The organism is Neptuniibacter sp. PT8_73 (assembly GCF_047778045.1).
Classification (GTDB): Bacteria; Pseudomonadota; Gammaproteobacteria; order Pseudomonadales; family Balneatricaceae; genus Neptuniibacter.
This window is the reverse complement of the sequence record NZ_CP180545.1, coordinates 2167943-2189625: the sequence shown is the minus strand read 5'-3', so window position 1 is coordinate 2189625 and position 21683 is coordinate 2167943. Positions and strand designations below refer to the sequence as shown.

Annotated in this window: 14 protein-coding genes; 12 read left to right on the top strand and 2 right to left on the bottom strand. The window is 43.6% G+C overall.

The genetic code is table 11. The annotated features are described in order from the left end of the window. Window position 1: 1 nt before the first annotated feature. The 3 genes from ACMXYN_RS09710 (at window position 2) to ACMXYN_RS09700 (ending at window position 5717) form a co-directional block, all read left to right on the top strand. Window positions 2–3745, top strand: a complete 3744-nt coding sequence (locus ACMXYN_RS09710; protein WP_415891646.1) for a LysM peptidoglycan-binding domain-containing protein — start codon at window positions 2–4, stop codon at window positions 3743–3745. Further along, on the top strand, window positions 3742–4719 hold the full coding sequence (locus ACMXYN_RS09705) for a hypothetical protein (RefSeq protein ID WP_415891645.1): 978 nt from the start codon (window positions 3742–3744) through the stop codon (window positions 4717–4719). Before ACMXYN_RS09710 ends, ACMXYN_RS09705 begins: the two co-directional genes overlap by 4 nt. A gap of 317 nt (window positions 4720–5036) precedes the next feature. Beyond that, window positions 5037–5717, top strand: a complete 681-nt coding sequence (locus ACMXYN_RS09700; protein ID WP_415891644.1) for a hypothetical protein — start codon at window positions 5037–5039, stop codon at window positions 5715–5717. Between the two features lie 73 nt (window positions 5718–5790). Here ACMXYN_RS09700 and ACMXYN_RS09695 read toward each other — a convergent pair whose 3' ends face one another. Beyond that, window positions 5791–6126, bottom strand: coding sequence for a hypothetical protein (locus ACMXYN_RS09695; RefSeq protein WP_415891643.1), 336 nt, complete (start codon window positions 6124–6126; stop codon window positions 5791–5793). A 28-nt stretch (window positions 6127–6154) separates the two neighbouring features. Then, on the bottom strand, window positions 6155–6703 hold the full coding sequence (locus tag ACMXYN_RS09690; RefSeq protein WP_415891642.1) for an SPOR domain-containing protein: 549 nt from the start codon (window positions 6701–6703) through the stop codon (window positions 6155–6157). A gap of 208 nt (window positions 6704–6911) precedes the next feature. Here ACMXYN_RS09690 and ACMXYN_RS09685 point away from each other — a divergent pair, with 208 nt between their 5' ends. From ACMXYN_RS09685 to ACMXYN_RS09645, 9 genes are all read left to right on the top strand, one after another. After that, window positions 6912–7667, top strand: coding sequence for a hypothetical protein (locus ACMXYN_RS09685; protein ID WP_415891641.1), 756 nt, complete (start codon window positions 6912–6914; stop codon window positions 7665–7667). Window positions 7668–7835: 168 nt separating this feature from the next. Then, window positions 7836–8351 carry an Hcp family type VI secretion system effector gene (locus ACMXYN_RS09680; protein ID WP_415891233.1) on the top strand — a complete coding sequence of 172 codons (516 nt, stop codon included), beginning with the start codon at window positions 7836–7838 and terminating at the stop codon, window positions 8349–8351. A 103-nt stretch (window positions 8352–8454) separates the two neighbouring features. Then, a complete protein-coding gene (gene tssJ, locus ACMXYN_RS09675) occupies window positions 8455–9105 on the top strand; it encodes a type VI secretion system lipoprotein TssJ (RefSeq protein ID WP_415891640.1) in 651 nt (216 codons plus the stop codon). Further along, window positions 9106–10458 (top strand): type VI secretion system baseplate subunit TssK, encoded by a 1353-nt coding sequence (gene tssK / locus ACMXYN_RS09670; protein ID WP_415891639.1) that lies wholly within the window; start codon window positions 9106–9108, stop codon window positions 10456–10458. A 14-nt stretch (window positions 10459–10472) separates the two neighbouring features. After that, the gene (icmH, locus tag ACMXYN_RS09665) at window positions 10473–11999 is read left to right on the top strand and encodes a type IVB secretion system protein IcmH/DotU (protein ID WP_415891638.1); all 1527 of its coding nucleotides are present in this window, start codon (window positions 10473–10475) and stop codon (window positions 11997–11999) included. 37 nt (window positions 12000–12036) lie between these two features. After that, window positions 12037–15600 carry a type VI secretion system membrane subunit TssM gene (gene tssM / locus ACMXYN_RS09660; RefSeq protein WP_415891637.1) on the top strand — a complete coding sequence of 1188 codons (3564 nt, stop codon included), beginning with the start codon at window positions 12037–12039 and terminating at the stop codon, window positions 15598–15600. Beyond that, the gene (gene tagF, locus ACMXYN_RS09655) at window positions 15600–16280 is read left to right on the top strand and encodes a type VI secretion system-associated protein TagF (RefSeq protein ID WP_415891636.1); all 681 of its coding nucleotides are present in this window, start codon (window positions 15600–15602) and stop codon (window positions 16278–16280) included. The genes tssM and tagF overlap by 1 nt, the downstream gene beginning before the upstream one ends. Further along, window positions 16273–17013, top strand: a complete 741-nt coding sequence (locus tag ACMXYN_RS09650) for a PP2C family protein-serine/threonine phosphatase (RefSeq protein ID WP_415891635.1) — start codon at window positions 16273–16275, stop codon at window positions 17011–17013. The genes tagF and ACMXYN_RS09650 overlap by 8 nt, the downstream gene beginning before the upstream one ends. 20 nt (window positions 17014–17033) lie before the next feature. Next, a complete protein-coding gene (locus ACMXYN_RS09645; protein WP_415891634.1) occupies window positions 17034–21677 on the top strand; it encodes a protein kinase domain-containing protein in 4644 nt (1547 codons plus the stop codon). The last annotated feature ends 6 nt before the right edge of the window (window positions 21678–21683 follow it).

Below are 21683 nucleotides of genomic sequence, written 5' to 3'. Positions count from 1 at the left end.
CATGTCGGGAACATATGAGATCATTGAAGGTGATTGTCTAGAGTTGATTGCCAAGCGGCTCGGTATAACAGTCGGTAAATTACAAGCGATGAACAGTGAGCAGATTAAAAACGTGGATCTGATCTATGCCGGTAATTTAATAAATATTCCTGACGATAAAGACTCAGACACAACGCAAAAAACTGCGAAGCCTTCACAAAATGAAGTTAAACCTGCAGCAGTAAGTAGCGAGCGTATTCAATTACCAGAGCTGCCAAAGCAATTAGGTGATGTCTGCGAACCTAGGGAATACGTAGATGTTGTCTTCTACCCATCGATGCCTAAAACCGGTCAGCAAGGATGGTTTGCGATTACCCAGCAAGCCAAAGATAAGCTAATTGAAGAAATCGTGCATATGAGATCAATTATGCAGGCGATGCTGGGTGGTGACGTTAATGATGCAATGATGGAGTTAAGTAAGTACGGTATTTTATCTAAGTTTCAAAGTAGTGATCATGAGCGCTTTTTGGAACAGCAGGAAGATAAAGATCGTTATAGAGCGCTATTATTCTTGCAATTGGCACTGAAGCTCGAAGTTTTAAGTGTCCCTAAGATACTTTTCAATAAAGCACATAATGGTGAGGAGCTAGGTAAAGAGTTTTATGGTGAGTACAGTGAAGCTTTCGAAAAAGAAAAGCTGTGGCAGCATTGCATTAATGCCTTAAATGTTACTTTTAAAGGGGGAATGCAAGTAACACCTTTACGTCGATTTGTGGACGCTCCGACAAAAGAAGATACAAAGCTCAGGTATCAAGAGATCCGCAGAGAAGCCATTGATGATGTAATGGAGCAATTGGCGGACGAAATTGAAAAGCTTGAGAAAAAGGCGCGATTAGCTGCTAAGAAAAAAGCATCTGATGACGGAACCCCATTTGTTTATTCAGAAAAGATGGGGTACTTCACCAGTAAACAGCAATATTCCATTCATAACGCTTTGGCAAACGTCCATAAGGCCCGAGGTATGTATAGCCTTGAGTTAGAGGATATCTGTTCTGACAGCCCCAAATCTATTCAACGCAGGTTGGAACTTTGGCAGCATGACAGTACCGTTGCTTCGAGGCTCAGCCCATATGAGTTTAGAGCGCGTTTTGCGGGTCGCTTCACACCAATCTTTACTTTAAATACCAACCTGATGGTGCTCATTGAGCAATGCTTGACAGATGATGACCTGCTTGCCAACCATCCGAGTACCTTTAAATACTACGAAAAACTGGATGAGGCAGCAGAGAAAAAGATGATCAATGAAGTCTTTAGTCTCATCCCCAAATTAGAATCCATGGATACAGTTTCAGGCCAAGCGCTGCCTTGGAGTTACTACCCTTGTGTAGCATTGCTCCATAAATTAGAAGCTTCATTGAAAGCAAAAATGGTAGAACTAAAAGATTTGCTTGGGGTTGGCAAGCTGCCTAAAGAGGTACTGGGTGACTTAGTTCACTGTAAAAAAGCGTTACTTGCACAAGTTACGTATTATCAAGAGAAAGCAAAAACTAATGCTGCTGCTCAAGAGTATCAGCGCTTGTTTACTTCGAACGATAAGCTCTACACACCCGTGTTTAAAGAGAAAGAATGGAAGCCCGCTAAGAAAACAGGCAGTTTGTACACCGACGCAGGGAAAGCTGACTTATCCGTAGTGGAATGCTATTTGAGTAGTGAGGAAGGGCGTGTCGCCTATGTGCGAGGGCCTAGTTGGTTAATACCTGAAGACTCGCAAAGCAAAATCGAATGCGGAGATCACTTTCTAGATCTGAAGGGAGGTTTAAGAGCTGCAGATTCCAGCCGACCGATGGCTAAGAATAATTACATCGAGGGTGGAGAACCTATTCCAGAGCCTGAGGAACAAACCACTAGGGATACATTTCTTGATAATCGAGTAAAAGATTATATTACTAAGCTAAGTAATGAACTTCCAATTAAAGCCAACTTTAAGAATCAATTGCTGAGCTTTGATAAAGCGATGGTAAAATGGGCTTACGAATGGAAGCCTGATGGACCCGAAATAGATGAAACGGCTTATCATGTTAGTTCCGAATGTCAGTTTCTTCGCTTTTCGTCTGCGGTGAGTATGGGAGATCAGATAGGAGCCTCTCAACTAACAGAAAGGCTTCAGGGTAAAAATATTAAGTTTGGATTAGTTGATGCAAATGCAGAATTAAATTTGGCTAAAGGGCAATCAACTCTCACTGTACAGTACCCCAGTGCTACCGGGCATCCTTTTAAAATCCATTATATCGCTTATTTACCCGCAAAGCCGCTCAAAATCGAGCAAGAAGTTTTTTATCGAGCAGACCGAAAAGAACAGAATGCCGTTTTTGATGGCGGTAATATCATGCTACAGGGGAAATTTACGCTCTATGGTATGGTGGGTGCTTCGGTCAATTTAGGAGCCAGTGTTGAGTTTGGTAATCTGGATCAAGGTGGCCTTGGGGTTAAAGGGTTTACCGAAAGTTACCAAGGATATAATGCACACCGTAAAGATGTCGCACAGATTAAAAATGCCGATGGAGAGCTACTTGCACCGAGTAAGGCTGCCGATATTACAGCTTCAGCCGGAGTCTTTGCTGGCGTTGAAGCGGGAGGTGAATTTGTCGGCAGTTTAAATTGGCAAAAGCCAAACTCGAAAGGCTTTGTCTCCTTTGGTGAATTTACGGCTAAGGCTGCCGGAGCATTTGCCGCCTCAGCGAGTGGTGTAATAAAACTCACCGTCAGTGGCGGTAAAATCATCTTTATTATGGCGGCTAAGCTGGCTTTGGGCCCGGGGGTGGGCGGTAAAGTAGGTTTCGAAATATCGCCCTTAGCGATTAATGACTTTATTGATCACATCCTCACCATTATGGATCAAGAAGGTTTTCGTCGTATCAGCCTATTTGATGAAAGCATCGACCCAGAAAGCGGTGAAAATTCCTTCGAACTGTTCAATATGTTCCTAACAGCGGTTATGGTTACAGGCCTTAAAGCTGCGGATGTTTTACTATTACCATTCGAACAAATCCAAGCATTTAATGACGAAAAGACTCGTGAAAAACTAGCCCCAGTTCTGGCAGACTTTATCAACAATGAAGCAGAAGTAGCGCTTCCATGGGTTAAGAAAATGCCTCCTGAGACATTGGGGCGCTTGCTTTATACATTGACGGATAAGCAGACGTATTCGTTTGGAGAGCGAACCAGTGATCTAATGAATATGGGCGGAAATCCAAGATTGGTACTTGATCAAAATCGGGATGTTAGGCAACGAAATGCTTTTGAGAGAATACTGGTGTGGTTAGTCAATGGTCATATCAAAGGTGATGATATTGCCTATTCTTCGGAACTGTCTGGTAAGCAGAGACGTTATTTTGAAGAAACATTAACGCGAATGAGTGGTAAGGGGCAGAAGCCAGGTAACTACAAGGCTGAATGGCAGGCGCTTTTAGGTAATTTGCGCCGAATGATCTATTTGTATGAGTCAGCAATTTGGGCGGATTCTGATACAGAACTGAATCAATCCAGCAGAACCAATAAAATTTATAGTTTTAGGGGGCTATTAAATATGCTTACACGTGACTATCAGTTTTATGTAGAAAAAGGCTACTTAGGTGATTCCTATACGGCCATCTATATCGGGGATTGTAAAAGTGACGTTATTGAGCAGAATGCTCGTAAAAATGCTGTAGATATTAACCCAAACTGCCACCGGGTTTCAGTTATGGATATAGAAGGAAAAGCATGATGTTTTTTTTACGTATTTTCGCTTGTAGCTTATTGGTAATCACTTCGTTAGCGAATGCTGGTTACGTAGAAAAAGGACATTACCTTTATCCAATTATGATTGATATTCGCTACAAAAAGTACGATGAAGCTATGGCTAAGCTTGAACCTTATGCGCTAGAAGGGGATGCACAGGCTTTATTCTGGTACGGCTATATGAAACAGCAAAATTTTGGTCGTGACCGTTATGGGGCTTATAAGTGGTTTGAACAGGCTGGAGAATTAGGTAATCCCTATGCGCTATTCAAATTATCAGGAGTTGATGGGACAGGCGATGTTTGCGAAGTCAATGGTTGGGAATGTAGTGAAGATAACTTGGATAAAGCGATTATTCGATGGAAAGAGTTAGCTAAAAAAGAAGATGCCAAAGCTGGGTTTTTCTATCAGATTCATGACCGTTCATTATTGGAGAAGTTTTACGATAAATTTTCAGGTAAAGGGGTTAAATACTTTTTAGATGCGGCTAAAAAAGGCTATGTTAGACCGCTAGCAAGTTCAATGGTTGGTCTTCAGACCACCGGAAAGACTTATCAAGAATATTGGGGTGAAGAAATGTATCAAGCTCTACTTGATAATGTTAATAAAGATCCTCAGATAGCAATGTATTTCGTTCATAATCCATATGAGGGAATGACCAATGCAAAGCGTAGGGATCTTTACATGGATAGTCTTAAAAAAGGTTATGGCGGAAGGCGTTATGATTGGGCAATTAGTGATGAATTGATATCAGCCGAAGAAGCTTATATTTTTAATAGGGCTTATCACCTTGGTACGGGTGAAGAGTTTGATGAAGAATTCTATGTTGTGAAATTCAATGTTGATAAAAAAACAATAACTGAGCTAAATAAAAAATCAGAAGAGTTTTTCAACAGTATTGAACATGTAATAAATTTTGATGAAATGGACTTCATGTTTATGTTTAGACCCGATGTCTAACTCGGCTTGATCCTCGCGTTTAAGAATAATTGGGGTCAGAGTAAGTTTGATTTAGTTTGATGTAGCACAAGGATGTGAGGGTTAGTTATGGCAAGGAAAAGCCGTTTCTCTCCAGTGGGAGAACCACAGTACTTTATCCAGCTGGGGAATAATTGCAAATAATTGTAATAATTGGGGTCAGAGTAAGTTTAATTTAGTTTGATATATCACAAGGATGTGAGGATTAGTTATGGCAAGGAAAAGTCATTACTCGTCAATTACACACACTACATTTCAAATAATATTTTTTAACTATCCGACAAATAAAAAGGATTTTTATGCGTTTTGATTATGACTTCATAAATGGTGCTTCTTATGGAGGAGGTGGCTCTGTTTCAAAGCTCAAAGCAAATGCCAAAAGTGGCATTCGGGATCTGGCTAAACGTCAATCCGGTGTGATGGTATTTGTCGGTTTCATTACCATGTTGGGGTTTGGTTTTATCCCAATATTTATCGAGATGAATATTCGTACCGATGATAATGCGCATTATTCTTTCTGGATTTTTGCTGTTATAGGCTTCTTTTTCTTCAAGTATGGGCGAGGAAAAATTCGGGACTACAATGAAATTGGAACAACTCTTCTTTTCTTAGATGGGCATTGTGGCCGTATTGGCGGCACGATAGTAGGTCGAAGTAAGATCAAGGCAATTCCTACAACCAAGACCATTACTTTGCGTTTGTTATGCAAAGAGTTCTACAAAACTAAAGTTAATGACCGGGTCCAGTTTAATGAAGCTATTCGTTTTCAGGAAGGGATTGACCCCGAGATAAATAGTGACCTTGAAGGCTGCTCTGAAATCCGTTTCCGAATAGATATTCCTCGCGAATTACCTCCAAGTCTTAATGGGAAGTCGCGGGGGACGATTCATTGGTACGTAGAGTTAGAAGGCGAATTCACTGCCTTATCCGGTCGTACTGTTGACGTTAAACGGATATGGAAGGTCCCCGTTACTCTCTGACCCAAATTTGAAAGTAGCAAGCCACCTCCAAGAATCAGACACGGAGTAAAAGGCTTACTCCGTGTCTTTGTATTTAAGCGGTAGGGTTTGGCAGTTCTTTCGTTTCTTCCTCTGAGGGTTTGCTCGCAAGAAGCAAGATAAGGCTCAACACACCTATAATTGTTCCGATGTACCAGAACATTGCAGTAAATAGAGAAAATGCTATTTGCCAGCTTCTGTTATTTGTGAAAATGCTCCATAGGCCTACAATGCCCATCGCTGTTACCAGAAACGGTAGAATCGACATGACGATCGCCAAATCGACTGGAAAGAATGGTGCAAAGAAGTTGCCCATTAATAACGCAGCTATGCCTAAAATCGTAAATAGGCCTGCCATTAAAAAGTTAAGTATTTTTGCTAGAGTATACATAAGTCATCCTTGTGGTTTATGTAGTGAGTTATATTGAATCTGTTGTTCGAATCCAGGGTAAATAACCTAGGGTTTTAGCCGTATTTTCTGCAGAAACTTGCGCTTGTTTAAAGTTCTCTATCACGGGTGTAATAACATTAAACATTTGAACATTTTGTACTGTTGTCGAAACTACGCGAGATCGGATAGTTGAATGGGTAGCCTGAAACCTAAGTGCCGCTTCTTGAGTAGAGAAAGCAGCTAATTGTAGTATGTAGCCATCAGTTAGTTGGGCAGCTTGTTCAAAAGCTTTGGCTGGTGGTGGAGCGGGTTCTTCGGCTTGTGCTGTGAATTTAAGGATCTGCCTTCCATCAGTAGCGCTGCAGCGTTTATCAGTTGATGCAGGGTTTATTCTCTGGCGACAGTTGACCGCCCATTTGCCTTTTTGCTCCTGTGTTATCAAGTAGTCTTGTTCCTTTATCTCACTGTCATATCGAGCTTCGGGTAAGTGAGAAGGTGGCGTTCCTGCTGCGCTGAGTTGGTGTGTGCTAGCGGCGATTAATCCGACAAGAAGGTATTTCCCTTTACATACTTTCATCTTGGTTATCCATGATAGTTTAAATATTAAATAGCATGTTTTATGCCATTTATTTTTGAATAATGAATAAAGAATATTTAAAGGGTTTTTATGGGTGAGAATAAATATTCTCACATGCTTATTTGGGTTTTAAATTATTTGTTTTTTTTAAATATATAAGTAGACTGGCTCGAGTTTTATAAAGAATTTGGTGGATAGGGACGTTGTTATGACACCAGTTAGGGAAATTCAGTTTGAGGATTTATCCTCTCTGCGCGATCAATCTAAGAAAGTTAGCTCGTTATTGAGCGAAGATCTTCACGGTTACGTTAAAACGCTCACTACGCTTTGTGCCCCTCGAAAAGTTTTGGGTGAGTACATGCAGAGTGCCTCACGAGATAAGGTGATAGGCGCTGAGAAAAATTTTTCTCTTCTTGAAGAGCGCTATAAGTCAGTTATGCGTGATGCATTTGGCTTGTCAGCTAAGCTTTCTACGCCTTTATCTGCTATTCACAATAAATTGTCGCTAACTCCTTGGAGTTATTCCCAAGAGTTGTCGGGTTTATCTTCACCGTTACTGTTTTCTACTCCTGTGCGCTGGGTTTTAGGCTATGACTGTAGTTACGATCTGGTTGGGCTTATCTCAGATCGTATTGGTGGTCAGGAGATGCGTTATGAAGAAGTTTCTCCTTTCGTTATAAGAGCGCTGACTATCTGGTTGCTAATTGAGCAAAGCCCAGATCTACAAAGGATTCTTTCTGGATTGGGGTATGAGGTAAGCATCGAGACACTGCCTGATGTGTCGGGTGATCTGCCTTATGTTGTTCTAACATCTGTTGTTCCTGCGTTTCGTCCTCAAGACTCTCTTGTTTCTATGGTTTCTCAGCTTTCTGGAGGTTCTACCTTTGAAGAGTTGGTTGATATCGATGGTTTGGAAGGTATGGCCTTCGATTTGAAAGATAGATTACTTGGGGTTTTAGCTTAGTTTTTCTCAATTGAGCGTTTTTGTGCTCATTAAGTCCTCGTCTGCTTACAGTAACTTGGATGGTGATTTTGGTTGTAGGCCGCAAAGGAATAGGGTTTTTAAAAGTTGGCATGCGGATTGAATAGGTGGTTATGAAATTTTTAAACCACTAAATCTAAGGAGAGATATATGCCAACTCCAGGTTATATGTCCATTGAGGGTGAAACTCAGGGCAACATCACTGAAGGCGCTAACAGCATGGAATCCATGGGTAACCGTTTTCAGGAAGATCATGAAAATGAGATCACTGTTCAAGGTTTTGAACACCAAATTTTGATCCCACGTGATCCGCAGAGTGGTCAGCCAAGCGGTCAGCGTGTTCATGATGCGTTTGTTATTACAAAAATTTACGACAAGGCTTCACCAAAGCTGTATGAAGCTTTGACAAGTGGTGAGCGTTTACCAAAAGTTGTGTTGAAGTGGTACCGCACGTCTATGACGGGCCAGCAAGAACATTACTTCACGCACGAACTAGAAGACGCAATGATCGTTGATATTAAGGCGAAAATGCCTAACTGTCAGGATCCAGATATGGCTCACTTCACGCACATGGAAGATATTGCGTTAACTTACCGTAAGATCTCTTGGACGCACGAAGTAGCAGGAACTTCTGGTTCTGATGACTGGCGTGTACCTAAAGCTTAATTTCTCTAAATTGAGTTTAAGGGCTGCCAATCTGCTTTGCGGATTCGGCAGCCTTTTGCGTTGTTTGCCGTACTAAATGGAAAAAGACTAAAGGAGTTAGATTATGTCATTGAGGTTTGAGAAAGGTTACAGGGCAATGTTCTGTATGTTGTTATTTCTCTCTCTAAGCGGGTGTTTATCTGTTGAAGTAAAGGATGATACGCCACCGGATTCTAATCTTGCTCTGGCTATATCGGCCCATCCATTAACTAATCTCGATCTCTCTGGTAGGCCTTCTCCTACGGTCGTTAGAGTTTATCAATTACGTAAAGAAGTTGATTTTAAAGAAGCCAGCTTCTTTGATCTTTACGATCAAGATAAGACGCTCTTATCTGCAGATCTATTATCTCGTGAAGAATATGTCGTTGCCCCAGGCTCTTTTGTAAATCACCAATCTGTTATTGACCCCGATGCGCATTTCGTTGCGGTGATGGCAGCATTCCAGAATACAGATAACGCTATTCATAAGCAGATTCTCCCGATTCCAAGCCAAGCTGATGTTTCGCTAGTGGCTTATCTAAACGCGAATGTACTGACTGTTTCACCAAACGGCAATGTGGCAGCGCAAGGAGTAACGCCTTCATTAGCTGCACCGTCTCTGCAAGCATCACAGGGTGTCAAAGTAGAAGAGGGTGGTGTGACTGTTAATCCCATGAAACTGGAAGATTGTAAGAAAGCCGGTTTGCTTGATGTATTAGTTAAAGAGGGCTGTTAATTGACTAACAAAGTTATCTGGCATGAGGGGATGTTTCTACGCCCTCATCATTTTCAACAGTTTGAGCGCTATATCTCAAAAGAATTAACTAATCGTAATCGAGATCTCACACCTTATGCTTGGGGTTTTTCGGCGCTCAAGATCAATCAATCACATTTAGAAATTGGCGAGCTTACGCTTGAAGAGTGCGCAGGTATTTTTCCGGATGGAACTAGCTTTAGTACGTTGACGGGCGATGCGCCACCGCTATCAATTCGTGTTCCAGACTCAATTGAAGATGCTGTTGTTTATTTAGCGATTCCTCTGCGCCAAGAAGGTACGGCTGAGATCGGTGAAAGTGATCACAGAAATAGTCTCATTAGATATCTACCGAGATCGTTGGAGTTAAAAGATTCGTCTGATGAGCACGGCGAAAATTCATCTATCCAAGTCGGTGAATTACGTATGCGCCTTTTTGTCGAACCAGAACGTGGCGATGATTCACTGGTTGTGCCTGAAGGGTACACTCAGATTGCGGTTGCCCATATTGAGGAAGTTAAAGGTGGAAAAATTCGTTTACGTCGCGATTATATACCTACCGTTCTTCATACTAAGGCCTCGCCATTATTAACTGATTTTGTAACAGAGCTACATAGCTTAGTTATGACCCGTGCAAGAGAACTAGCGGGTCGTGTTGCTGGTGGTGGCGGCAAAGGTGGCGTGGCAGAAGTTACAGATTTTATGCTGCTGCAGATCCTCAATCGTTTAGATCCTGTGCTTAATCTTCTTCGTGATTTGGAAGAGCTACATCCTCTTGGTTTGTACGAGAGATTACTGGGTATGGCAGGTGAGTTATCAACGTTTATGAAGAAGGATAAGCGTTCACCTGAATATCCCAAATATGAGCATGAAGTACTCTTTGAAACGTTCTCTCCACTTTTTGTCGATCTGAGAGAGTCTTTCGGCACCGTACTGGAAAATATCGCAGAGTCTATTCCACTATCACCACCGCAATATGGGATTCGTGCAGCGCGTATCAACGATAGATCCTTACTCAAAAGTGCAGACTTCGTGCTGGCCGTTTGCGCCCAAGTACCGCAAGAAAAATTGCGGAAGCAGTTACCGGCCCAAATGAAAATTGGGCCGGTAGAGCAGATCCGAGAATTAATCAGCAGTGCGCTACCAGGTATTCCAGTTAGTGATCTGCCTGTGGCTCCTCGAGAGATTCCGTATCACGCAGGGTTCACTTATTTCCAATTAGATATCAGCAATGCGCTATGGAAAAACCTGCAGCAGTCAGGCGGAATCGCATTCCATATAGGTGGCGATTTTCCGGGACTAGAGTGTCAATTTTGGGCGATTAAACGGCGGTAATAGAGAGTTTATTCATGGAAGACCAAACAATTATTAGGCCTACACCGGGCGGCAGAAGACCGCAGCGAGATGGGCAGCAGAATCAGGGTCATGCGGGCTCACAACAGGCACCTCAATACACACCGGAACAACCCTATAATGGACAAGCGGTTCCTCCCGGTGGGTATCAGCCTGCTCAGCAGCCTCACTCTCAAAACCCATCAAGTTCCAGCTACGGACAACCGGCGTATGAATATGCTCCTCATCAAGGTCATGTTGGGCAGCCTGCTCAACCGGCGGCTCCAGCGTATCAAGCTAGCCCAGCTGTCTATGATCAACAACATCATCAATCAGCGGTACCTATGTATGAAGAGAATCCTCTGATTGCTATGGTTTCGCCGTTGTTAACGTTCGCGAGCAAAATTCAGAGTGCATCAGAGTGTCCTAATCTTGATGAGTTTCATCGTTACGCGTTAGATCAACTTAATTTCTATCGCAGCCAGGGGTGGGGGATACAAGCCGATCCAAATACAGCTCATCAAATTAGTTATGCTATGTGCTCTCTGGTTGATGAAATTGTATTAAATACCCCTTGGGGAAGTACAAGTCGCTGGTCTGGGGACAGTATGCTAATCAATCTGCATCAAGAAGCTTGGGGTGGGGAGAACTTCTTTCATTACCTTCAAGAATTGATGCAAAGACCTGCTACTAGTTTGTTGGTTTTAGAGTTTTACTATTGCTGCTTATCGCTCGGTTTTGAAGGTAAATACCGTCGTCTCTCTAATGGCAGAAGGGAACTAGATCAACTCCGTAGTGAGCTTTATATCCTCATAACAAGACATCGTAATAGAGCTGCGTTGCCATTATCACCAGCTTGGATGGGATTAGATGTCGCTCACCAAGGCTTTGTTCGCCATCTTCCTCAATGGGTAATTTGGTCAGTTGCTTTAGTACTCTTATCTTCCTCTTTTATTGGTTTTAACTGGTATTTAAACCAAAAATCAGATCAGGTTATGGCGAACTTAGCGGTAGTAGGGCAGGCTGACCCGTTGCAAGTTACACCCGTAAATATCGATAAACTGAATCGTTATGTACCAGCCGAGCCACCGGTATTAGATTTTCAGCGTGTAGATTTGGTTGGAATTTTAACCCCGGCACTTAAATCTGAAATCGATAATGGCGTGATTGAATTAATCGATGATGCTACTCATACCCGTGTGCGCATCCGACACACAAAACTGTTCGCCTCAGGACAAGCTGAATTATCACCACGGTTTATTCCATTGATTGAGAGAATTGGTGAAACCATTCCTGAACTGTCAGCACCGATTGAAGTGCAAGGGCATTCGGACAACATTCCAATTTTCTCGGCAAGATTCCCATCAAACTGGGTTCTTTCAAAAGAGAGGGCTGATTCTGTGGGTGACTTACTGAAAAGTAAATTGCCGGCTCAGCAAGTGATTCGTGTAGAAGGATTAGCAGATAGCGAGCCTTTGGTACCGAACTCTTCGGCTAAAAACCGAGCACTAAATCGACGTGTTGAGATCGTTTTACGCAAGTAGTAACGAATTTTCTAGGGATTGAAAAACAGGTTTTGTCGTGAAAAAGATTGTTAGTTTTGTAACGAATAAGTGGTTTCTACAATTGTTAGGTCTGGTGTGTGTCGCTCTGTTGATCTGGTTTGTTGGCCCGTTGATCGCGATTGCTGATACGTACTTTTTATCTTCTGATTTTGCTCGATTATTAGCAATTGTTATCGTTATCGCATTGTGGGGTGCCAATGTTGCTCGACTGCATTGGCAGTCGAAAAAGAAAAATGAGCGGTTGATGGAAAACCTTTCCAGCAACCATCAAGTAGAGCTACGTGAAGAGCAAGCGACAGCAGAAGAACAAAGCGTTATTGGTGAACGTTTTGATGCAGCGCTGGAAGTTCTCAATTCTAAAGGTAAAAAGGGAAAATACGCCCTATACGAATTGCCTTGGTACGTCATCATTGGCCCTCCTGGCTCAGGTAAAACAACAGCCTTAGTTAATTCGGGACTTCATTTCCCGCTTGCAGACAAAATGGGCAGTGAAGCTATTCAGGGCATCGGTGGCACACGTCACTGTGATTGGTGGTTTGCTGATGAAGCGGTAATGATAGACACCGCAGGTCGTTTTACGACCCAAGATAGTCATGAATCGGTTGATAAGGCTGCATGGCAAAAATTTATGGAGTTGTTGAAGTTTAACCGCCCTCAGCAACCGATTAACGGCGCTATCATCGCTATGAGTATGGCCGATCTGATGCAGCAATCAGACGAGGAGCGTCGTCAGTGCGCTAAAACCATTCGCCGCCGTATAGAAGAGTTGCAAGACAATCTTGGTATCAAATTTCCGATCTATTTCACCTTTACCAAGTGTGATTTGATTCCCGGTTTTAGCGAGTTCTTTGACAGTTATGACAAAGATGCGCGTGGACAAGTTTGGGGTGAAACTTTTGGTATTGATGCCAACGGGCAATGTGATCTCCCTGTTGAGCAATACCCAGAGCGTTTTCAGCAGCTAAGCACGCGTCTGCAACAGCAAGTATTAGAGCGTTTACACCATGAGCACGATCCGGACAAACGCGGATTGATCCTTGGATTCCCAAGTCAGTTTGCGAGTTTGCGGGATATTGTGTCTCTGTTCCTTGCTGAAACATTCTCTAGTAGCCGTTACAGCGAACCCGTACTGCTTAGAGGTGTTTACTACACGAGTGGTACGCAGGAGGGATCGCCGATCGACCGCTTGCTGGGTAATCTTGTCCGCAGCTTCGGTTTTGGTCGTGCAACGATGGTTGGCGGCTCCGGTAAAGGGAAAAGCTTCTTCATTCGAGACCTGCTGACCAAAGTCATTATTGGCGAAGCGGGTGTTGCTGGACTGGATCAAGGCTTACTACGCAGAAAAACCTGGCTTCAACGTTTAAGCGCGGTTGCAGCGCTGCTTGTTGTAGGTGTTGGTTGCAGCGCTTGGGCGTGGTCTTACTTCAATAACAATCAAAGTATTGAAAAATCTGCGACTGAATTAGCAGAAGTACAGAATCTTCAAGTAACCGAACCTTTGGCGAGTGCTGATTTTAGAGCGGTACTACCAAGCTTAGATAAACTTCAAAAATTACCCCATGTTTATGCGTCTGCTGGGATCGATCATGGTTTTGGTCTTTTTCAGGGCGATAAGGTTAAACAAGGTACCGATAGTGCCTATCGCAAATGGCTAGAAAGCCAGTTCTTACCTGTACTTGTGGCACGCATAGAAGAGCTGATCATTGCGAATGATCCACGCGACACCAATGCTCTGTATGAACTTCTGCGCGTCTATCTGATGTACGGTGGTGTCCGTGACTACGATGCCGAGCTCCTTAAAAGCTGGGCTATGCTCGATTGGCAAGCTGATAACGAACTGACTGATGAAGAGTTAAATCACCTAGAAGCACATCTAGATACATTGCTGAATGATGGCTTTTCCCCTGTCGCTATGAACGACAAGATCATCACCGAAGCACGTAAAAACCTATCGCGTGATCCGTTGGAAAAGCAGGTTTATCAGGCAGTTAAACGAGAGCTGCAAGAGAGCCGGACGCATGATCTTATTCTCGATGACGTTCTAGGTCCTTATGGCTTTGATATCTTCAAAAGCAAAATGGGTCAGGACTTAAAACAGTTCGTGATGCCTGGCTTCTTCACCAAAAAAGGTTTTTATGAGCTGTTCCTGCCGAACAGTGTAGAGATCTCAAAACGTTTCCTAGAAAACAACTGGGTTATGGGTGAGCGCTATCAGCAGGCTAATATCGATCTAGATGCGCTGCAGCGTAAAGTGCTCAACCTTTACTACGCGGATTACATTAAAAACTGGGATGGCTTATTGGATGATCTAACCGTTAAGCGTCCAGCCAATGCTCGAGATAGCGTTCGTCAGGTGAGCATTTCAGCCGGTATAGATAGCCCAGTTCGTTATCTTTTAGAAGCAGTAAAAGAGCAAACGACCCTGACTAAATATATCGCAGCAGGGCAAGGTGAAGGGGGAGAAGAGCTTGCACGTTCTGTCGCGAGTCTGAACCAAAAAGCTGCTGTTCAGCAACAACGCGTTAGTAAGCTATTACGAAATGCTAAAAAATCAGGTTTGCTAGATAAGTTAGGCGGCAACCTTGGTGAGCGTGTAGAACGTCATTATGCGCCGTATCACAAACTACTTGAGCGTCGCGGTAATAGCACATTGTTGGATCGTTTAAGTGATGACTTGGCGAATCTCGGTTTGTATATGGACAGTGTTGCGAATTCATCCTTCTCAAGCACAGGTGCACTCGATGCAGCACAAAATCGATTAGCACAAGGTGGCCAAGACCCAATTGGCAAAGTGAACAGCTATCAACACAGCTTGCCACCAGTGATGCAGGGTTGGGTAGGTGATCTTGGTACTCAAAACTGGCAGATGATGCTTAAAGGGACCTTAGATGAGTTAAACCAACTTTGGCAGACTCAGGTGTATCAAGAGTGTAAAGCCTTTGTAGCAGGGCGTTTCCCACTTGATCCTAATTCTCCAACCGAATCGACATTAGAAGACTTCTCGCGTTTCTTCTCGCCACAGGGAACATTGGATACATTCTTCCAAAGCTACCTAAGAGATTTTGTTGATACCAAAGGGCGGACTTGGGTGGAGCGTAAAGTCGATGGCCAGTCTATTGGCTTATCGAATCGGACCCTAGCGCAGCTTCAAAGGGCTAGCAAAATTCAGGAAGTGTTCTTCCGTAACGGTCAATTGTCTGTTCCTTTTGTGATCCGACCGCTAAGTCTTGATGCCAGAGTTTCGAAGTTTGAAATGACGTTAGGTGAACAGAACATTACCTACCGTCATGGTCCTCGACGTCCAATCAACCTTAATTGGCCAACCCCTAGTACCGATAGTGTAACGATGTCACTTCAAAGTCAGGTGGGCATGCTTTCCTCACGTTCGGAAGTTGGCCCTTGGGCTTGGTTCAGAGTACTGAATAGCGCCAACTTGAATAAAACTAACAACCCAGCCATTTACCAAGTGACCTTTGATGAACAGGGCCATAAAGCGATGTTCGAATTAAGAGCGTTGAGTGCTATTAACCCATTTGGTCATGATTTGTTATCAGGCTTTTACTGCCCGGAGACGCTGTAATGGAGCAGAGAGCTGGTTTTTACGGCAAGATGCCGTGCCGTGGAGACTTTGTGACGAGAGGACTACCACGGTCGTTGGTCGATAACTTTGATCAGTGGTTTCAACAGGGGTTACATGCGGCAAAAGGTTGTTTAGGTGACGACTGGAATGCGCGTTATACCGTCGCTCCTATCTGGCGCTTTTTCATATCTGCGGGTGTGTTCGACCAAAACCCATGGATGGGGGTATTTATCCCAAGTATCGACAAAGTCGGTCGTCAGTTTCCTTGCTTAATCGCGTTGCCAGTCCATCAACGATTAGTGACTTATGAGCAGGTATTAGCACAAGAAACGGTCTATCAGCGAATAGAAGACCTGCTTTTAGATACCTTAGAACTGGATTTTAATTTTGATCAATTTTGTGAACAGGTAGATGCTTTAGCGCTGAGACCAATCTCGCCTCCGACTGAGCTACAAGCCGTTAAAGGCGAACTACCGTTGATGCAAAATATTCACTCTATGCGTTATCAATATCATTTTTTAGATCTGGTAACGGCGGTGGAATATCCCGTGTTATGGATGAGCGAAGGGACTGAAGGTGTAGAGCCGCAATTCTTGGTGAGCTCGGGCTTACCGGCGACTGAGCACTTTTCGCATTTTATTGCAGGTATTGAATATGCTGGGGAGTGTGTTGATGTCTAGACAGCTTACCTGGCGTTCAGTGGCCCGAACGGAAACGGGGCATGTCCGTAAAATCAACGAAGACGCGCTATACACCTGTGATCAGCAGGCCCATTGGGCGGTTGCGGATGGTATGGGCGGACATCATGCTGGTGATGTTGCAAGTCAGTTGGTGGTCGAGCGGCTAAGTAAACTCCCAGTAGGAGAAAACCTCGCTTGCCGTATAGACAGGCTAGAAGACACGCTAGTTGCAACAAACCAAGAGTTACTGAACATGGCAGGTGGCAATGGCAAAGTCATTGGTACTACGGTGGCCGGTCTTATCTTCGATACCAATCGGTACTTGGTTTATTGGTGTGGAGATAGCCGAGTTTATCTACTTCGCAATGGTTGTCTTAACCAAGAAACGGTTGATCACACACTTGTTCAAGAGATGTTAGAGCAGGGGCGCATCAACCCTGTTGATGTACCCAACCATCCAGAACGTAATGTGATTACGCGTGCGGTCGGAGCAAATGATTCCCTCTTTATCGATATGGATCTAAGACCCTTGCAGGTTGGCGACCTTTTCCTTATTTGCAGCGACGGCCTGGATAAAGAGATAGGTGAGAACGAATTGACTCAGCTCCTGAATCAATCAGCGCGCGATATTAACCAAGGCATCGATCTTTTAATGTCGAAATGCTTAGAGCGGTCGGCAAAGGACAATATAACGCTCGTATTGGTTAGTGTTGAAGAAATCGAAAGTATCTAGTGGAGCTTTAAGTAGAAGTCATGGAGTTATTTAAGGCTGAGCTACAACGTTATATTCGTAGCGAAACGGATTTACAGTCATTAAAAACCGTTATTCAAACCACCTTAATAAGCGATTCTAAAAATGCGGATCGTATCAAAGAGGGTTTAACTAAATTAGTTAAGGCCGGTCATCTTGAGGCCGCTGTCGCTAAGGAGCTAACTGAGACCGTTGATTACTTTGTCGCGCGTCATAAAGCTCCAAGCCCCGAAGCGGTTACAGAGGATGCCACTGAAATAGCGGCAGAAGACCAAACACAAATAGCAGCTAATCCTACATCAGATCCTGAAGATCAAACGGTTGTAGCCAAAACCGAACAAGCAGCAATGGTTAATGATGGTGAAGACCAGACTCGGATTGCTCAGCAGGAAGATGCTACACAAATTGTTCGAAGCGATGATGCAACAAAGATCGACGTAGCTGGTGACCGCTCCGGTTTTACCTCTCCGACATCGAGAACGAGTAATACCAGTACAACAGCAAAATGGTCCAAGCCCTTCGAGGGCGAGTCAGATAAAACAGATCACACTCTCAATGTTGGTTCTATTATTAAAGACCGCTTTCGACTAATAGAATTTATTGGTTGCGGTGGTATGGGGGATGTCTTTAAAGCTGAGGACCAACGCCGTATCGATGCTCAGGACGTTGAAACATTAATCGCGATTAAAGTTCTAAATAATAACTTTAGAGACCATCCAGAATCGCTTCGATCCTTGCAGCGCGAAGCACGAAAAACGCAGAACCTTGCCCACCCTAATATCGTAAACGTATTCGATTTTGACCGCGATCAGCACCATGTTTATATGACCATGGAGCTGATGTTGGGTGAGCCGCTAAACAAGGTTATTAAGGCGAATCCAAAGGGTTTAGCTCTTGATACGGTATTTCGCTATGTAGCAGAAATGGGTGCTGCGCTGAGTTATGCGCACCGAAGGGATATCGTACATTCCGATTTTAAGCCCAGTAATATCTTCCTCGATCAAAACACGATCAAGGTATTCGATTTTGGTATCGCACGAGCTGCAAAAGAGGGGCAAGCCGATACATTTGATGCCGGTGAACTAGGTGCATTAACGCCTAACTATGCATCCCCAGAAATGCTTGAAGGTGTGTTCCAGGCTGACCCTAAAGATGATATTTACGCTTTGGCTTGTATCACTTATGAGCTATTAACCGGTAAGCACCCTTTTACTGAAAAAGGTAAGAAAGTCCCTGCTGATCAGGCAAGAGATAAGGGTCTAGCGCCTGCACCGATTAAGAGTTTAAAGCGCAAACAGTGGAAGGCATTAAAGCAAGGTTTAAGCTTTGATCCTGCGCTTAGGACGCACTCGGTAGATCAATTCCTCCAAGGCTTCCTGCCAGAAACACAGCAAGCGGGCTTATTGGCCAAATGGTATGTGTGGCCTTTAGCGGCGACCGTTTTATCGGCTTTAGCTTACTTCCCAGTAAGAGATTTTCTGGATGAAAAAGAACTGGATGATTTAGCCGATGAGTTAAAGAATGGCTCAGAAAGTGACATCTTAAACTGGTTGGGTGAAGTCGAGAGCATGCCTGAAGAAGAACGTATTCGTTACTTTAACGATACGCGAGTAAAAAGCTCACTGACCAAGTTCTTTATTTCTCGAATGAATGACCAAATCAATGAAGATCAATACGCTGAAGCCGAACGTGTTGCAGCGAGAGCATTACAGATCTATGAGGATTCTCGTCGTTTATCAGATCAAAGGGAATTGGTTAGTAAACGTAAAGCAGGGCGTCTCAACGAGCTAAATATTGAGCTTAATAACTATCTGAGTAGTGAACTAAACGTATTTATAGAAAAGATAGAGCAATTCCCGAAACTGTTTGATTCCATCAAGCGAGTCGATCATAAAAACCCGATGCTTGAAGATCCTCGTGTCCCTCATCGGATGGTAGAAGCTGTAGATTTGTTAGCTGAGCAAAACCAATTTGAACGTGCTGAAACAGTGAGTGGGGTAGCTAAAGGAATCTTTCCTGAGAATCAGGCCATTATCGTTGCTGATAATCAAATGAAGCAGCTAAAAGGCCGTTTTGAGCAAGCTAAACTCATTTCAAATTATGAGAAAGAGTTAGCCTCTGTTGACAAACTGACACAGCTCTCTGATCTCTCTTCTTTCAAAAAGGCGGTATCTGAGCTTAATCGATTAGCGCCACAAAGTAAGACGTTAATCCAGTTTAAGAATCAAGCCTCACCGATAATTGAAGGTCATCTAGCTAAGATGATGACGGAGGCGCAATGGTTTTCAGCGAAAGATCAGTTTGCTCAATACCAGCTCTATCTAAACGATGGCGTATCCAATGATTTAAGCCAAAAAATTGAGGAAGGTATCCAGTCATATCAGACCTCTTTAGCAGAGAATGAAAAAACGATTCTTAAGGCGATCGAACAAGGTAATTTGACCAAGGCTGAAAGGCTGTTAGATCAATTTGAGGCACCGTCTGAGATTAAGCAAACGGTAGCAACACGTTTAGCTAAAGCCTATTTGAAAGATGCGCGTATCGCACGTGAAAAGAGTCAATGGGAGCAATCAATCTCATTGATAGAGAAAGCACGTAGTATCAATACTGACGCCGGCTTTAGCCAATTGCTTGATACAGAACTGCAGATTATTGAACAAAACCGCAACGCCTCAAGTTCAGGTGATATGAAGCAGCTTAAAGCGGAAAGAGAGGCAGAAATTGCTGATTATCAGAAGCAGCTGAATGTTCTTTTGACTCAGCCATTAAATTCATCGCTTCTTAATGATGTTCAACATGCATTGGATAAAGTCGAGCAATTAAGACCAGATCACCCATTGCTTAAAGATATTCCGCAGCGCTTTGCATCGAGCTATCTAAACCAAGCTGAGCAACTTGAACAGCAAGGCAACTTAAAAGGCGCTGCAGAGTTACTAACGGAATATAACACGGCCTTTCCTGATAACCCTGAAATAGAAACTGCCTTGAACACGTTTGATCAAGGGTTGGCAGAACAAGCGCAATCAGAACGGTTTAATCAGCTTAAACAGGATATTTCGCAGCAATTGTCGCAAGTTAGTCAAAACGCCAATTGGGAATCTGAGCTCAATCAAAGCTTAAAAGAGATAGGTTCATTAGGCGCTACAGAGCATCAGATTGCTTCATTGAATACCAATATTGCTTTGCAGCTCTCAAAAGTTGCTTCGCAATATTCGGATGAAAAGCGCTTCTCTGAGGCACTCGATCTTTTGGCGAAAGCTGAAACCTTTGACCCAAGCTTAGGCACATTAAAGGGGTTAGAACAGCAGATAACGGCGAGCCAAGCAGCCTGGGAAAAAGATAAGCAGATTAAGAAGCAGCAGGCAGAAGTTCAGGGCTTGAAACAAACATTACAAACCCAGCTTCAAGCGAATGACCTCCCTCGTGCGGAACAAAGTTATAAGCAACTGCAAACAATGTTGGGTGAGAACGACCCTTATATTCAGAGTGAAGCGAACCCTGCATTTGTTGAAACATACTTACGCTTAGCTGACCAATTAGCGCGGCAAACAAGACTGTCTAAGGCGGCGCAGTTATTAGAGTCGGCTAAAAAGTATTCTGTCGATACCACCGTGATTGACGAAAAAATTGCTGGCTATAACCGCGATGCTAAATTGTGGCGTATTGGACAGGCAATCAGAAGTATCTCGTATGATTCGTTTGTATTAGCACATCAGCAATTGACAGAAATAGAGCCGGAACTGGAAGACGAGAGAGCTAAAAAGTTACATACAGACCTGACCAATGCCGTGCTTAAGCGGTATGAGCAGTTAAAGGGAAGTAGGGCTGAAGCTGCAAACAAACTAATCAGGAAAGCCAAAGAGCTTTACCCTGACCATGCAGAAATTCAGAAGATCAAACTTAACAAACTCGCAACTAAGCCTCCTGAACCAGAGCCCCCTGAACCTAAGCCGGAACCGGTTAAAACAGAAGAGGCTAAACCAGAAGTAACAGAGCCAAAGCCAAGCGTGCAACCGCCGAAAGTCACGGCTACAGGTAAAGCATGTTCGCCTAGTCTGGCAGGGTTAGGGCGTAATGTTAAAGCGGTTTGCTATGACATGGTTTCTCAGCAAACCAAAGCGCCTTACATGATTGTAATTCCTTCGGGTGCTGGTGGACCGTTTGCGATCAGTAAATTTGAAATAAGCATTGATGATTACAACGCCTACTGTAAGCAAACGGGTTGTAGTGTGCGTTCTGGTAGTGGTCGATCACCGGTTACGGGTGTTAGTCAGAGCCAAGCAGTGGCGTATGCAAAATGGTTAACGCAGGTAACCGGTCATCAATATCGTTTACCTAAGTACAAGCAGTGGAAGCACGCTGCACTGTCTGGAAATAAGCGCCAGCCGAATAACTTTAACTGTCGTTTAATGCAGGGCGACACCATCTTGAAAGGGCACGCACCTGTATCTGTTCGCAGTGGATCAGCGAACAATTGGGGCATGATCAACTATCTAGGTAATGTGCAAGAGTGGGTTATTCATCAAGGTGTAGCTAAAGCAGCGGGCGGGCATTACGCCGATAAGATGTCGAATTGCTCCGTGGATTTAGTCCGCAACGCTTCGGCGGATTCAAAAACTGGTTTTAGACTTGTCCGGTCGTTATAGGGGTAG